8 protein-coding genes and 2 pseudogenes are annotated in these 16,041 nt (G+C 36.6%); 9 read left to right on the top strand and 1 reads right to left on the bottom strand.

All coding sequences use genetic code 11. The features are described 5' to 3' along the window. The first annotated feature begins 10 nt into the window (after positions 1–10). The 5 genes from EsVE80_RS07460 to clpB all read left to right on the top strand — a co-directional run bounded on the left by EsVE80_RS07460 (position 11) and on the right by clpB (position 9,796). A complete protein-coding gene (locus tag EsVE80_RS07460) occupies positions 11–1,039 on the top strand; it encodes a lysylphosphatidylglycerol synthase transmembrane domain-containing protein (RefSeq protein ID WP_173103156.1) in 1,029 nt (342 codons plus the stop codon). Between the two features lie 406 nt (positions 1,040–1,445). Continuing rightward, positions 1,446–4,994, top strand: coding sequence for an MSCRAMM family protein (locus EsVE80_RS07455; RefSeq protein WP_173103155.1), 3,549 nt, complete (start codon positions 1,446–1,448; stop codon positions 4,992–4,994). Between the two features lies 1 nt (position 4,995). Continuing rightward, positions 4,996–6,456, top strand: a complete 1,461-nt coding sequence (locus EsVE80_RS07450) for a pilin N-terminal domain-containing protein (RefSeq protein WP_173103154.1) — start codon at positions 4,996–4,998, stop codon at positions 6,454–6,456. A gap of 103 nt (positions 6,457–6,559) precedes the next feature. After that, positions 6,560–6,994 (top strand): hypothetical protein, encoded by a 435-nt coding sequence (locus EsVE80_RS07445; RefSeq protein ID WP_173103153.1) that lies wholly within the window; start codon positions 6,560–6,562, stop codon positions 6,992–6,994. 198 nt (positions 6,995–7,192) lie between these two features. Next, entirely contained in the window at positions 7,193–9,796 is a 2,604-nt protein-coding gene (clpB, locus tag EsVE80_RS07440; RefSeq protein ID WP_173103152.1) for an ATP-dependent chaperone ClpB, read from the top strand. 134 nt (positions 9,797–9,930) lie between these two features. Here the strand turns inward: clpB and EsVE80_RS07435 are convergent, their stop codons facing one another. Beyond that, positions 9,931–11,151: a GNAT family N-acetyltransferase gene (locus EsVE80_RS07435; protein WP_173103151.1), complete on the bottom strand. Its 1,221-nt coding sequence runs from the start codon at positions 11,149–11,151 to the stop codon at positions 9,931–9,933. Positions 11,152–11,323: 172 nt separating this feature from the next. Between EsVE80_RS07435 and lepA the strand changes: the two genes are divergently transcribed. The 4 genes and pseudogenes from lepA to EsVE80_RS07415 all read left to right on the top strand — a co-directional run bounded on the left by lepA (position 11,324) and on the right by EsVE80_RS07415 (position 16,035). Then, the gene (lepA, locus tag EsVE80_RS07430; protein WP_332107352.1) at positions 11,324–13,159 is read left to right on the top strand and encodes a translation elongation factor 4; all 1,836 of its coding nucleotides are present in this window, start codon (positions 11,324–11,326) and stop codon (positions 13,157–13,159) included. A 196-nt stretch (positions 13,160–13,355) separates the two neighbouring features. Then, positions 13,356–14,251, top strand: a pseudogene (locus EsVE80_RS07425) (helix-turn-helix domain-containing protein). 91 nt (positions 14,252–14,342) lie between these two features. After that, a pseudogene (gene ecbA / locus EsVE80_RS07420) lies at positions 14,343–15,221 on the top strand (MSCRAMM family collagen-binding adhesin EcbA); the annotation flags it as partial. Next, positions 15,184–16,035 carry a conjugal transfer protein gene (locus EsVE80_RS07415; protein ID WP_173104154.1) on the top strand — a complete coding sequence of 284 codons (852 nt, stop codon included), beginning with the start codon at positions 15,184–15,186 and terminating at the stop codon, positions 16,033–16,035. The pseudogene ecbA and the gene EsVE80_RS07415, both read left to right, overlap by 38 nt. Positions 16,036–16,041: the final 6 nt, after the last annotated feature.

Below are 16,041 nucleotides of genomic sequence, written 5' to 3'. Positions count from 1 at the left end.
GGAGTTTTTTATGAAAATTAATTCAAAAACAAAATTACTCTTAAATATCTTGCTACTCGTGGTAATTTTAGGGGTCATGTTTTATCTGTTGCAAAATTCCTTTGGTGAAATTTTAGCAGAACTCAAAAGTACGAGTATTTATGCCTTAATAACTGTTTTTGCCTGTGGTACTTTCTACTTAATTGTTGAAGGTAGCAATATTAAAACTTTAGCAGAACCTTTTACCCATAAGTTTACAAGTCGTGATGGATTTTTTGCAGTCTGCTATTATACTTTTTATCGCGTAGTTACCTTTGGAGCGGGAACTTTAATTTCTGAGGTAAATTATTATCGTCGAAAAGGATTAAAAGTTTCTGATGGAGTAGGTGTGACAGCACTTCACATGGTAATGTATAAACTCGCATTGCTAGTGTTTGCGCTAATAGGATTGGGTATTCAATTTTCTTTATTTTACGACAAGGCACCCAACATGATACCTCTAATTTTAGCTGGTATGGTGGTTACATTTTTGATTATTGCAGCACTGCTTCTTCTTTCTTTGAGCTTAAATTTGCAAATCTTTTTTGTTAAAATAACCAATAAATTGTTTAAGTCACAGAAGTTGCGAGCTGTGGTGGATAAAGCCAATTTGCAAATTTATTCTCTCCGTTTGGCAGTCAATGGTATTTTACAAGAGAGACCGCGAATTTTTAAAATTTTTTTACTAAACCTATTAAAAATGGCAATTTGGTATGTATTACCGTATTTTGTCTTGGTGGAAAATCATCCGTCTTTGGACTTTTTGCTGGCATTTTCTTTAATTAGTTTTACCGTAATTTTAGCTGGTGTCATTCCAGCGCCAGCTGGAATCGGCTCATTTGAATTTGTCTACTTGTTATTGTTTAAACCTCTAGTGGGTACAGTCGATGCCGTATCCTCCATGTTATTGTATCGTTTTGCCACTTATATCTGGCCCTTTGCCTTGGGTTTTGTTTATGTTTTATGGGATAAAAGAAAAGCGATTAAAGGTGAACTGGAAGAATTAAATCAGAATTCATAGAACGAGCATAGTGGTTTTTGCCGCTGTGCTTGTTTTTATTTAAGATTAAATTTAGATTATAAAACAAAGGTGAATGGAAAGTATGATTGTGTAGCAGATATTATAAGTTTTTCTTACCGTTAATAACTGCCGTTTTATTATAATTACAATCTAAAACTATAAATTCTCAGTCAATCTTAACAATTTTTTTTTGTAATTTTAGCGAAATTTGTGATAAATAAAATTATAAAACGATAAAAAAAATGAGAACCTTTTTATATCAGTGCTTTTCATCTAAAAAATAACGGCATGTCTATTTATTTTCTGTCAAGCTGTTCTTTAGTGCTTTTTTGAACAAAGAAAAGAAGGTTGCTACAATAAATTTAGGTAGAAATCTTATGTTCAAAAACAAAGGAGGGGGCGAAAAATGAATAAACGTAAAAAGGCTATTGTGGTTATTGCGGTCTTCGCAATATTGCTGCCCATGTTAGAAGGCCTATTTTCAATATCATCATTGTGGAAGACTTCAGCAAGTGAACCAACACCAACAGCATTGATAGATACAGATTTTTTAAAGGTGAGTTACACTGTCCAAAATGATACTGAAAAAGGGGTAACAAGCTGGTTAGTTCATTATGACTACGATATGGTGAAAGCACCAAATACTATTAATGATGCCTATGAAAAAGGGAAACTCAAGATTAAGCTAATAAATGGGGATATTGTTTCGGCAGCAGATTCCAATCTTCAATTACCAGAAAATCAGTTTCAAGCTGGTAGTGTAGAGAAGGGGAGTTGGATTGAAGAGAAGTCTTTTGCCACTGACGGAAAAGGAAGTTTTAAATACACGGCAGCAATTGGCTCTGAACCCAAATTAGCATTGCAATTTGATGGTGAAAACCCAGTCGTGATTGATTCAATCAGTACGGTAGCTACTTCTGCTGAGACAAGTGAAGAAGAAACAGTACCATCGGCGACAGAAGAGTTTGAGATAGTAGAAAATATTTTAGTTGGCAAATTGGCTGATACCTACACATTAAAAGGTCCAGCAGTCGAAAATTCAGCCGAAAAACCACAAAATCAAGAAAAGAACATTGACAACACAAAAGAAGCCGGGCAACTACGAAATACTAGAGCGCTATCCGCAACAACAGTTGGTAAAGATTTGATTATTTCCCAAGATGCTATTGTGGATAAGGTTTATGTGATATCTAAATCAAGTCAAGAAGGAAAGGATGAGTACAAGCCAACAATTAAGCATAAAAATAATAACACTGCAGCTCACTCAGGTGATTATAATTCTGCAGAACTAGCATTAGGTGATAATACGTATAAACTTTTCACTGACGGAGCTGCCGGTACCACTATCGCTTATAATAAACCAAAAAATGGTACAAACCCATACTATGCAGCAATTAATGCTTCAAATAGTAAAGACAAGACTACTACGATGCAATTTAATGATGGGAAAACGATGAAAAATGAGGAAATTACCTTAATTTATGACCACGTAGGAGGTTATATTGGTGCTGATGGTGTAACTCCCAAAAAAGTCGGAGCCGTTGTTCATCTGACAAACATCATAATCGGTCCTAGTGCTACTTGGAATTCAAAAGATCTGAATCCATGGATGGAGTTTTCTCATAATCTATTTTCAGGTGTGATATATGGAAATATCCATAAATTTGATATTGAATTTAATTTTTTTGACGCTGAAAAATATCCAAATGCAAGCGATAAAAAAATTCCTGGAGATTTCATAAACTTCTCGGATGATTCTGCTGCTACGATGACTTTTGCCTCTTTAAATGGTTATGATAATATAGCTCTTCATTCTAATGTAACAGCGACAAAAGCTCACGAATTTGCAGGCAGAATTGATGGAGGAGAAGCTGGGGCTGTAGGAAGTACGCTAGAATTTAAATCAAATGGCTCTTGTGCTTACGATAAAAATACGTATTATAGCAAAGACGGAACCAATACGTTTACAGATTATCTTGGTGGAGCAACCTTCGCTACAGCTGCTGTAACTTTTCCAATGACTGGCGTATCACATAAGTATAAGTTTGGTTCAACACAAGGACGTGCGTGGAATACATTTGCCAGTTCTAGTTTGGCACAAGTCAATCAGAATCCGCCAACTAAAACTGTTCAACCACTAAAACAGTATCAGAAAGGCGATAGTTGGGACAATCCAACTGGAGCTGAGTCTGGATTTAACCAGCGCTATTACAATGATTTGGATCGATATAATGATGGCAATGATCCATGGTCTTTACCAGAAAAGTACCGAGTCAAAGGCCACGATGCAGATAAGGGTGATTTGGCAGATGGAGTTCCTGAAAAAGCTTCGCGTTTTGTAAAAACAGATCAAGAGCATTATTACTTCATTAACCAAGAAACAATTGATGTTAGTTCAAAATCGTTAATTGTGCCTAAACAATATATAATTGAAGATACGTTACCAAGTGGGGTCAAACTCTCTAATGATACCTGGAAAAATAGTATTGTGTTGTACAATCTCGATGGTTCTACAATTAATTCTCCATTTACTAATGCATCGAGTTATGATAGTGCTACGGGCGTTTTGAAATTGACTTTATCTGAAACAGCTTCTCGAAAAATAAACGAACAATCTGGTAAAGATGGCTACTACGGTAAAGATTTTAGCCTACGCTTGAAAGTTAAAGTTACCAATACTGTAGATGATAAAATTAACGATTTAATGGAAAATAAAGCGAAAGTGACCTTTGTTTATGGAACTACCACGGAACAAAAACCAGTCTTTGAGTCTAATCTGGTACACACTAAAGTTCGCGATAAGAAAACGACGATTGAATTTGAAAAGATAGACGGTCAAGGTAATCCATTATCAGGTGTTGGATTTACTTTGTATGAAAGTGGTGAGAAAACTTCTTTAGCGTCTGCAACTTCTGGTAATAATGGCAAAGTTACGTTTAACCACCCGGTTGCACCAGGTAATTATGTTATTAAAGAAACACAAACTCCTGAAGGCTATGAACCAATTGATGATTTAAAAGTGACCGTTGATCAAAACTTAAATGTAACGATAAAAGACAGTGCTAATAATCCGATAACGGATAATAAAGTTGAAAATCACTTGTATCCATTCCGATTAGAGCTACAAAAAATAGATGGATTTGGTAGTGCATTAAAGGGGGCAACCTTTACTTTAACAAAAGATAGTGAGACATATACTGCAACATCAAATCCTGAAGGGAAAATCACATTTACTGAAGATTTAAAACCAGGAACTTACACGTTAACAGAAACCAATACACCAGCTGGTTATACTAGTGCAGGATCTTGGACAATTGTGATCTCTGAAGATAAGACGGCAACGCTTGACGATAAAGCCTTAACGGTAGCATACGATGCAACTGCTCAACGATGGATGATAAGTCCTAACGAGAAGACTGGCAAGATTGTCAATCAGATAAAACCTTTTGAACTATCCATTTTGAAAGTCGCTGATTACACAGATGCGAAATTGGCTAACGCTACCTTTGAATTATTTGAAAAAACGGATGTGGCCTTTGATAACCCGCTTGCAGAAGCTACGACTGGAAATGACGGAAAAGCAATATTTAAAGATAGTAACAAAGAAGTATATAAATTAGAAGCTGGAAAATCGTATTGGGTAAAAGAAAAAGATGCGCCAGATGGTTACATTTTATTGGAACACCCGTTTGAATTAGCTGTTGGAGAAAATGGTGAAGTTACAGTGAAATATAACCAAAGCAATGTAGCTGTTAGTGACATTCATGTTAATTTAACTTCAGATAGCGCAAATAATACAATTCAATTAACCGCCAAGAATACACCAGAAGGTAGCTTGCCAACAACTGGTGGTCAAGGTATTAAGAAATTTATGACGCTGTCGATAGCGGTTCTGGCAATTGTCGGAGGATTAGGCGCCTTTTATGTTTATCGAAATAAGAAAGGGGGCGCTTAAAATGAAAAAGATTATGACAAGCATAATGGCGTTATTACTGCTATTACCTTTAGTGTTTACTTTTAATAGTATTGGGGAAACTATCGCAGAGGCCGCCGATAATCCTGAAGAAGTGACAATCTATCTACACAAACGAATTTTCCGTGATCTTCGTTGGAAAAATAATAAAGAGCTGGAAAACTGGGAATATCAAAATGACGGTCTGCAAATTGTCGGTGAGCAGTTAACGGAGCAAGATAATACGTTATTAGAAAACTCATTACCATTAAATGGAGCGATGTTTGATATTTATGATGCAACCCCTTGGTATAAAGATGTCAAAGAAAAAGGACAACTGCCAAATGGAGTTAAAGTTACTTCACAAAAAGATTTTGTCGACTATGTCGCAACTTTATCTCGAAAAGAAGCAATTAAAATGGCTGAAGAATCAAAATTAACTAAAGTAAACGCGCAAGCGATTGTTTCGCATAAAACGGAAATGCCAGATGGCCGGACGTTAGAAGGAATTGCAACATTTCCTAACTTACCAATTAAAAGTGGTAATGAAGATGCAGCTTATTTAATTCTAGAAACAGGATTGACAGAGAAAAAAGATTTAAACGTTGATATAGAAAAACTAGGGCGCCCGTTATTGATTTCTTTGCCAATTTCAGTTAATGGTGAAAACCTATCGCACATTCATCTTTATCCAAAAAACGTTGGCTATGTTCGTGATCCATACTTCTTCAAATTTGGGAAGGACGGAAATAAAGATTTAGGACCAATTGCAGGAGCAAAGTTTGCTATTTATCGAGAAGAAAATGGAAAAAAACTTTATCTTGATATGAGTGATGTCAATGACCTGAAAAATAAATGGGTAGAATCAGAAAATCCGTTATATGACGATCGCGTTAATATTTTCGAGTCAGATAAAGATGGACTAGTCAATACTGGGGCTCGCTTTTTACCATCAGGGACATTCTACTTTGAAGAGTTGCAAAGTGCAGAAGGTTTCATTATTGGCAATAATGAAAAAAGGATCAAAATCGAAGTTCCTGAGTCTTGGTACGATGCAGATGGTAATTACTTGCCGGTATTAATTGACGGTCAGCCCATGTTAGAAAATCCTGATGGCGAGGTGCCAGAAAAAGCAATGGAAGAAAAAACACCTCGTGTGTATAATTCAAAAACAACAACAACAACAACAACAACAACAACTGACTCGTCAACACCAACCGATTCATCAACACCAGCAGAAACACCACAAGATAGTACGCCAACAACTTCTTCAACTACAACAGGTACTAGCCGTGGTCGTTTGCCACAAACGTTGGGAGAACTGGTAGATACTGTTGCCACAACAGCACGTCGTATGTTGCCAAGGACAAATGAAGGAAAAGCCGCTTTCTCATTAGTCGGTGTCATCTTAGCCGGGGGCGCGGTCTTCTTGTGGAAGAAGAAAAATGATAAAGACGATAAGTAAAATACTGCAAAAAAGTCGGAAAAATTTTTCCGGCTTTTTTATTTTCTTTTGACAATTCTTTTATTTTTTTCGTTGTTACAGTGAAGAAAAGGAAGTGAACGAGATGTATTTAGTCGTGAGTCCGAATCAATTAGGCTATTTTAAACCAGAGACAACAGCAAGACGTTTAAAAGTTTTTTTACAAGAAACAAAAGATGAAAGACGTTTTTTAACGTACTTACATTTTATTGATATTTGTAGTGAATTATTCGTAAAGGTTGAACCGCTGCGTCTTGAATTATATCAAGCAGAAGTACGGGCAATTTATCAAAATAAGAAATGGGAATCCTTTATGGTTGGTTATTTGTATTACTTTCGTGAAGCTTTTTGCGGTATAAACTGGCTTCATATGCTGCAAAAATTACGTCAATTTCAGCGACTATATCTCATTGGACAAATTGGAGAAAATTTTACTCAGCACTTAACAATTCGGCTATGTGCTTTTAAGAAAGTAAACTTCTATACAGAATTGACGCAAAAAATACATGACTCCAGTTAAAGGAAGATCTTTTCGTTAGTATTTCGTAAATAATTTTCTAAATGTGCCAGCATTTTGTTTGACCAATACTGACCAAAAGTGTAAGATTAGTTTGTGAGTAAAGAAACAATACTGCGGTATTCGTGCTAAAAAGGTGGGATAGTAGTATGATGAAAATAGCTAAACTCGCAAGAATTAAGACTTTAGGAGGAATGACAAATGAATATTGAAAAAATGACGACAACTTTACAAGAAGCTATCGCGCAAGCACAGCAAATTGCGGTAACTCGTCATCATCAAGAAATCGACATTGCTCATTTATGGAAAATTTTCTTACAGCCCAATCATTTTGGACGTAATTTTTATACAGATGCTGGGGTTAATATCGCATCTTTTGAAAGAGAAGTTGATCAAGCAATTGATGAATATCCAAGTGTCGCTGGTGGTAATGTAGCTTACGGTCAAAGCATAAGCCAAAACTTATTTAATCTATTAAATGAAGCAGATCAATTACGAGAAAGTTTCGGAGACGAATTTTTAGCAACTGAAATCGTGATCTTAGCGTTAATGAAATTAAAGAATTATCGTTTGACGAAATATCTGGTGAACCAAGGAATTACAGAAAAAGAACTACGCAATAATATTGAAACAATGCGAGGTGGGGAAAAAGTGACCTCAAAAAACCAAGAAGAACAATATAAAGCACTGGAAAAATACGGTGTTGATTTAGTGCAACAAGTTAAAGCTGGCAAGATGGATCCCATTATTGGACGGGATGAAGAGATTCGTGATGTCATTCGGATTCTATCTAGAAAAACAAAGAATAACCCAGTTTTAATTGGAGAACCTGGGGTTGGTAAAACAGCTATCGTGGAAGGTTTAGCGCAACGAATTGTGCGCAAAGATGTCCCAGAAAATTTAAAAGATAAAACTATTTTCTCGCTTGACATGGGTGCGTTAATTGCCGGCGCCAAATTCCGTGGTGAATTTGAAGAACGTTTGAAAGCCGTTTTAAAAGAAGTAAAAAAAGCAGACGGACGCATTATTCTTTTTATTGATGAAATTCACAATATTGTCGGGGCCGGGAAAACTGAAGGTAGCATGGATGCTGGTAATTTATTAAAGCCAATGCTTGCTCGTGGTGAACTGCATATGATTGGTGCTACAACGCTAGATGAATATCGACAATATATGGAAAAAGATAAAGCACTAGAACGTCGTTTCCAAAAAGTTTTAGTCACAGAACCCACAGTAGAAGATACGATTTCTATTTTACGCGGTCTAAAAGAAAGATTTGAAATTCACCATAGTGTTAATATTCATGATAATGCTTTAGTTGCTGCTGCAACCCTTTCTGATCGTTATATTACTGATCGCTTTTTACCGGATAAAGCAATTGATTTAGTCGATGAAGCAAGTGCGACAATTCGGGTAGAAATGAACTCGATGCCGACAGAATTAGATCAAGTAACTCGGCGCTTGATGCAGTTAGAAATTGAAGAAGCTGCTTTGAAAAAGGAAAGTGATGATGCATCGAAAAAACGGTTAGACATCTTACAAGCAGAATTGGCAGAACTACGTGAAGAAGCCAATGCTATGAAAATGCAGTGGGAAACTGAAAAAGAAGAAGTAAATAAAATCACGACTAAACGGTCTGAAATTGATAAAGCCAAGCATGAATTAGAAGATGCTGAAAACAATTATGATTTAGAGCGTGCAGCAGTACTTCGTCATGGCACCATTCCGCAATTGGAAAAGGAATTGGAATCACTTGAGGAAAAAGGAACAGATGATCACGTGCGCTTAGTGCAAGAATCGGTTACAGAAGAAGAAATTGCCACCGTGGTTGGTCGTATGACTGGTATTCCCGTAACGAAATTAGTTGAAGGAGAACGGGAAAAATTGATGAAGTTAAACGAAACACTGCATCAACGCGTCATCGGTCAAGATGAGGCAGTCAATGCGGTAAGTGATGCTGTCATTCGCTCCCGGGCAGGGTTGCAAGATCCCAATCGTCCGCTAGGATCTTTTCTATTCTTAGGACCAACTGGGGTAGGAAAAACAGAATTAGCTAAAGCACTAGCTGAAAACTTATTTGATTCACAAGAGCACATGGTACGAATTGACATGAGTGAATACATGGAAAAACATGCGGTCTCTCGTTTAGTAGGAGCCCCTCCAGGCTATGTGGGTTATGAAGAAGGTGGGCAATTAACCGAAGCTGTGCGGCGCAATCCGTATACAATTATTCTCCTAGATGAAATCGAAAAGGCACATCCTGATGTTTTTAATATTTTACTACAAGTTTTAGATGATGGCCGCTTAACAGATTCAAAAGGTCGGGTAGTAGACTTTAAAAACACTGTTATGATTATGACCAGTAACATTGGATCACAACTTTTGTTAGAAGGTGTGACAAGCGAAGGTACAATTCCAGAAGCGGTAAAAGAACAAGTCATGAATTTATTACGTGGGCATTTTAAACCGGAGTTTTTAAATCGTATTGATGATACCATTTTATTTACACCATTAAGTCTTGAAAACGTAAAAGGTATTGTCGATAAAATAATTGCTCAATTGTCCAAACGTTTAGAAGATCAAGAAATTACTTTGAAAATCAATGAAGATGCTAAAGCTTGGATTGCAGAAAATGCTTATGAACCAGCATATGGTGCACGTCCTTTACGTCGTTTTATTACCCGTGAAGTGGAAACACCACTGGCCAAAGAAATTGTGTCAGGTAGAGTTTTACCAAAGACCAAAGTCACGATTAGTCTTTTAAATGACCAATTAGTTTTTCAAAATGAAGCAATAACAGAGTAATAATATCCTAAAGATTTTTTAACTCTGAAAATATACGAGAGTCAAATCGTTATAATAAAAAAGAACTAGACATTTTGTCTAGTTCTTTTTTATTCATTTAATAGACACACTCAAGCGTATTATGAGCTTACTTTTTAGAAGTAGTCACTAAAGTAAGCTTCCATATCTGGAATAATTTGTTCAAGCAGATGAATCGTTCTTTTGTTGTCTGTTTGTAGCCGTTCAATGCGGTACAAATAAGAAGCCCGCCGATAGTTCATTAAAAGACAGCTTAGCGTCTGAATGTCAATTTCGACTGCCGGTCCTAAGGTCGTCCCTTTTTGAATAGTGACGTCATCGTCTTTACCAATAACAGAAAAAGTATCATTGTTCCAATCTGCAATAGGATCGTTAACAACAAAATGAAAAGTACCATTAAAAGATTCAAAAGGAAATTTTTGTAAAAATTCTGCCACATCAACGATTCTAGCCATATAATAAGGTTCAATTGTTTCGGTAATTTGACTATCCTCTAGCAAAAAGGCTAATGGTTCATTTTTGTAAATGTTCCCTTTCACCCAATAGACCATTGAAAAATGGGCGGAAATAAAATTCCACAAACCATTTCGAGCCTCTTGGTTTAAATAAAACATTTCTTTAACATGAAAAATTTCCTCTGCGACCCAATAAAATAAAACGCCAGTCGGATTGCCTTGATTGTCGTAATAAATTGCGGCAGTTCGTTGTTCTTCATTTTCATAACGCCAATATTCTTCCCAGTGAAAATGACTACGCTTTAGCGCACCGTGGTTTTGTTTAGCAAATGTATCGTAGACAGTAAAGACATCAGGATGATCGACATCTTGTCTTTCCACCATCCCAGAAACATCAACTGGTTTGGGTAATTGGGTGTCACGAATTTTAAATGTTAGTTTATCCGACATGATTTCCCAGCCTTTACGTCGATAGTAGGGGATATTGTAAGGATAGAGATAGGAAATCCATTGTTCATCTTCGCGCATGGTTTCCAGTGCTTTTTTCACCAAATCTTGCATTAATCCGTGACCAGCATATTCAGGATAAGTGCCGACACCTGTAATTCCGCCCATTTTGTATGCCGCGCCATGAATATTTACTTCACAAGGATAAATGGCGATTTGTGAAATCAACTGATTTTTGTGAAACCAGCCGAATACTTTGGATAATTCTAAAATCGGTTTTTTGGATTTAATCATTTCTTTTTTGCTATCAAATCCACTTTCTTCAATATCTGATTCCGTAATTTGAAAAACATAACTTAATAATTCGTTAAATTGATCAACATCTTTTTCTTCCACTGGTAGAATTTGTAATTCGTCGCGAAAGTGTTCCTCCATAATTTCAACTCCAATTTTTATTCTTGTTTTTAGTATAACAAAAATTGCCAAAAATGTTGTTTTTGAGATGGGGAAAACTCTTTAAATATCTAAGTTTCGTTGGTATAATGAAAAGGCTGAAGTTAGCAGGCCGCAGTGATTTTGTCGCGGTAATAAAGAAATGAGGGTATATATGAATCTAGCAGAAATGAAAAAAAGACAGGAAATGATTCGGAATTTCTCCATCATTGCCCATATTGACCACGGAAAATCCACGCTGGCAGACCGTATTTTGGAACAGACCCATACGGTGACGAGTCGGGAAATGCAAGATCAATTGCTAGACTCAATGGATTTGGAACGAGAACGCGGTATTACAATTAAATTAAACGCAGTCGAATTAAATTATACAGCCAAAGATGGTCAAACGTATATTTTTCATTTGATTGATACTCCAGGACACGTCGATTTTACGTATGAAGTTTCTCGCAGTTTAGCAGCTTGTGAAGGTGCGGTTTTAGTGGTCGATGCGGCGCAAGGAATTGAAGCACAAACATTGGCCAATGTTTATTTAGCGTTAGATAATGATTTAGAAATTTTGCCAGTTATTAACAAAATCGATTTACCAGCAGCGGATCCAGAGCGTGTACGACAAGAAATAGAAGATGTTATCGGTATTGACGCGAGTGAAGCTGTCTTAGCTTCGGCAAAGGCTGGAATCGGTATTGAAGAAATTTTAGAACAAGTTGTGGAATATGTTCCATCCCCAAGCGGTGATTTGAATGCACCACTAAAAGCACTGATTTTTGATTCGATTTATGACAGTTACCGTGGTGTGGTCCTGAATGTACGGGTAATGGATGGCGTTGTGAAACCAGGAGATAAAATTCAATTAATGAGTAATGGTAAAACCTTTGATGTCACGGAAGTTGGTGTCTTTTCACCTAAAGCAATTGCCCGCGATTATTTAATGGTGGGCGACGTAGGGTATATTACAGCTGCAATTAAGACAGTTCAAGATACGCGCGTTGGTGATACTGTTACCTTAGCGAATAATCCTGCGACAGAAGCATTAGAGGGATATCGTAAAATGAACCCTATGGTATTTTGTGGGTTGTATCCTATCGACACCTCTCGTTATAATGACTTACGAGAAGCGCTAGAAAAACTACAATTGAATGATGCCGCCTTACAATTTGAACCAGAAACTTCACAAGCATTAGGTTTTGGGTTCCGATGTGGTTTTTTAGGGTTGTTACACATGGACGTTATCCAGGAACGTTTAGAAAGGGAATTCAATTTAGAGTTAATTACAACGGCTCCATCTGTTATTTATCATGTAAATAAAACAGATGGTACACAAGTCATTGTGGACAATCCGGCTGATTTTCCAGATCCTGTCTCTATTCAAGATGTAGAAGAACCTTATGTAAAAGCTCAAATTATGGTACCTAATGATTACGTGGGAGCAGTTATGGAGTTGTCTCAGCGTAAACGAGGTGATTTTGTCACGATGGATTACTTAGATGATTATCGTGTCAACGTTGTTTATGAAATTCCATTATCAGAAATTGTTTTTGACTTTTTTGATAAATTGAAATCCAGCACCAAAGGCTATGCTTCTCTTGATTATGAAATGTCTGGTTATCGTACAAGCAAGCTAGTAAAAATGGATATTTTATTGAACGCTGAAAAAGTTGACGCTCTAAGCTTTATCGTTCACCGCGACTTTGCTTTTGAACGTGGGAAAGCGATTGTTGAAAAATTGAAAAAACTAATTCCTCGCCAACAATTTGAAGTTCCTGTCCAAGCGGCAATCGGGCAAAAAATTGTTGCTCGCTCTGACATTAAGGCTTTGCGGAAAAATGTATTGGCCAAGTGTTACGGTGGAGACGTCTCTCGGAAACGTAAATTATTAGAAAAGCAAAAAGAAGGTAAAAAACGAATGAAACAAATTGGTTCTGTGGAAGTACCACAAGAAGCCTTCATGGCCGTTCTGAAAATGGACGACCAGGATAACGCGAAATAGCTTGCTTTCAACGGGGAATCCTATTAAATCAATCTTTTCGAGTAGCGCAAAATTCGTGATTTACCCGTTTAAAAAAGTTTAAACTGTCATACGGTTGTCACGGGTCGAAAAAAATTGTCAAAAACGGAATATTTTTCCTTGAAGGTTTTTAACCGTCAGCGTATGATGAAAGCATCTCATGGGAGGTGCTTTTTTCATGTCTGAAAATATAAGTGGAGAACTTCTTAAGTCTTTAAGGAAAGAGAAAAAATGTCTCAAAAGAAGCTAGCTGACTTAGCGGGGATTTCGCAAAGTGCTGAAGTATGAAAAAGGAACAAGAAAAATCTCAAAGGATATTGATATTGTTTTAAGTGAAATCTTCAATGTAGATACACTTTTAAGTGATCAAACTGACTTAGTAACAACTACAGTAAATCAATTGTCAGCTTTTAAAGAAAAGAATTGTTTAACAAGTAAACAGTTAGCGCAAGAGATTGGAATTGATGCACCTTTGATGAGTCGTATATTGAGCGGTAGTCGAAAACCATCAAAGGATGTGCAGCAAAAAATTGCTGTGTTTCTCTCTAACGATGGTAAAGAAATTTTGATGGATATAAAACAAGAGGATGGTTCGTTTAAATTACCCATCGTCGATAAAATAGCGATGGGAAAAAGAATCCAAGAGATTCGGAAAAATCGAGGTGAAACACTGGAAAAATTTGGTAAGAATTTTACCCGACCAGCAGGTAAGAATGTTGTGAATAGATGGGAAAAAGGTACGAATATTCCTGATATCGAAAGATTAATGAATGTTGCCTATCTTGGAAAAGTGACTGTCCCTTATATTTTGTATGGAGAGACTTTTAGCAAGATGTTGAAAAGGGGAAATACGATTAACCAATTTGAAAAGTTGAATCCTTTCCGAACGGGACTAAGATTCGAAGGGATTATCGTTTAGAAAGAGAAGACTTTGGAAAGTTTTTTTCACCGCTGATTACAAAATGGTCGATGGATAGATACGAGAATGGAAAAGATATCCCAAATACGGATCGCATTATTCAGTATGCCTATATCGGAAAAGTCTCTTTGGAGTTTTTGATATATGGTATCTGACAATTTTTGAAAAGAATAGTTTTAAACATTTGAGACATTCAGAGATGGATGTCTCTTTTTTATTACCCAAATGGGAAAGGAGATTAATTATATGAAAAAGCCGAGATTTAAAAATTGGCAATTATTTGCGACTTTGACTCTATTAGGTCAAACTATTGGTGGAGCGATTGGTCCTACGATTGTTTTGGCCGATGAAATTACTCATCCACAAACGGTTACCGTGCATAGTGATCAGTCCCATCTTTATTCTGTTGAGGGAACTTTTAGCGATGGTCGAACATTATCTGAGGTAACTGTTCTTCATTATGCTATATATAATGGGGAGAAACAAGATATTTTCTGTATCGAACCGGGAGTGCCAATTTACAATGAGTTCACGCCAGGTTATGAGAAAAATCCATTGCCTGATATGTCGGAGAAAGCCAAATTAGTTTCAGTGTTATGGAAAAACGCCGGTACAGATATTGATACACAAATGGTTGCTCAAAAGATGATCTGGCAGGAGGTCAATGGGTATACGCTTCACTCTATGAAGCATCCAGATGGTAGTGCTGTAAATATCGCAGCTATTGAAGCAAAAATTAATCAAGCTATTGCCGATTATCAGAAGAAACCAAGCTTCCATAATTCCACAGTAAAAACAGTGTTAGGTCAATCAACCACCGTAACAGATACGAATAATCTGAACTTGTCAGAATTCGATGAAGTTGTGGAGAATACCGCAAATATTGATTATCGTGTCAATGGCAATCAATTGGTCATCACACCGAATACCAATTAAGAAAGCGGTGTGTTGACGTTTAAGAAATCTGCTGGAACTGGAACACCGGTTGCTTATAAGGTGGCTGGACAACAGACCTTGATGGCCGGGGCAATTGATAAGCCGAATACCTACACAATCAAAATTGATGTGGAAACCAAGGGTGCTTTAAATATTAAAAAAGTCGATAAAGAATCTGGTGAAGTTGTACTTTTGGTTTTTATTGACTTGTAGTCTTGCTTTTGGAATCTACAAAAACTTCACCGCCATTGATCAACACACGACCCATGAAAAAGTGATTGTAAAAGAGAAGGTAGTGAATACTTCTGGCGTTGAAAGTTTTACGAAGGATTTTGCGAAAGAATATTTTTCATGGAAGAATAATAAAGAAGAAATTGAAAAGAGAATGAGTACTCTTGGGCAATACTTCACAGAAGAAGGACTCGCTTTGAGCCAAGATATGGTCCGAGCAGATATCCCTACTAGTTCCGAAGTTCAATCAGTAAAAATCTTAGACGTTGAGAAGAGCTCGGAGGAATTTGCCGTTTTGTTTTTAGTGGAGCAAAGAATTATGGAGGGAAAAAAGGCACAATCAATTTCTTCTGCTTATCGAATGACAATCTTTGAAGATGAAAAAGGGAATCATATTATAACGAGGTTGCCTACTATGATAGCAAAACCAGAGAAAGCGGAGTATGAGGTAAAACAAGTAGAAAGTGACTCAGAAATTGATGCCAAAACGACGGAGGGAATCACTGAGTTTTTGGAAACGTTCTTTAAATTATATCCATCAGCTTCTGAAAAAGAACTTGAATATTATGTCGAAAATGAATCTATTAGACCTATTAACCTTAACCTAAAATTTGTGGAACTAGTGAATCCAATATATAGGAAAAATTGGAAAGGGTTCCAACTGAATGTTGGAGTAAAATATTTAAATGAAGTTGAAAAGGTAACAAATATTTACCAATATCAGTTGAAATTAATTAAGGATGGGAATTGGAAAATTATTGATTCATACTGAACATTT

It is taken from the genome of Enterococcus saigonensis, from assembly GCF_011397115.1.
Lineage (GTDB): Bacteria > Bacillota > Bacilli > Lactobacillales > Enterococcaceae > Enterococcus_C > Enterococcus_C saigonensis.
Note: the sequence above shows the minus strand (reverse complement) of the source record. Positions and strands in the feature narration are given on the sequence as shown.

Coding starts and splice junctions, on each gene's coding strand:
- EsVE80_RS07460 (WP_173103156.1), top strand. CDS start 11: ATGAAAATTAATTCAAAAACAAAATTACTCTTAAATATCTTGCTACTC.
- EsVE80_RS07455 (WP_173103155.1), top strand. CDS start 1,446: ATGAATAAACGTAAAAAGGCTATTGTGGTTATTGCGGTCTTCGCAATA.
- EsVE80_RS07450 (WP_173103154.1), top strand. CDS start 4,996: ATGAAAAAGATTATGACAAGCATAATGGCGTTATTACTGCTATTACCT.
- EsVE80_RS07445 (WP_173103153.1), top strand. CDS start 6,560: ATGTATTTAGTCGTGAGTCCGAATCAATTAGGCTATTTTAAACCAGAG.
- clpB (WP_173103152.1), top strand. CDS start 7,193: ATGAATATTGAAAAAATGACGACAACTTTACAAGAAGCTATCGCGCAA.
- EsVE80_RS07435 (WP_173103151.1), bottom strand. CDS start 11,151: ATGGAGGAACACTTTCGCGACGAATTACAAATTCTACCAGTGGAAGAA.
- lepA (WP_332107352.1), top strand. CDS start 11,324: ATGAATCTAGCAGAAATGAAAAAAAGACAGGAAATGATTCGGAATTTC.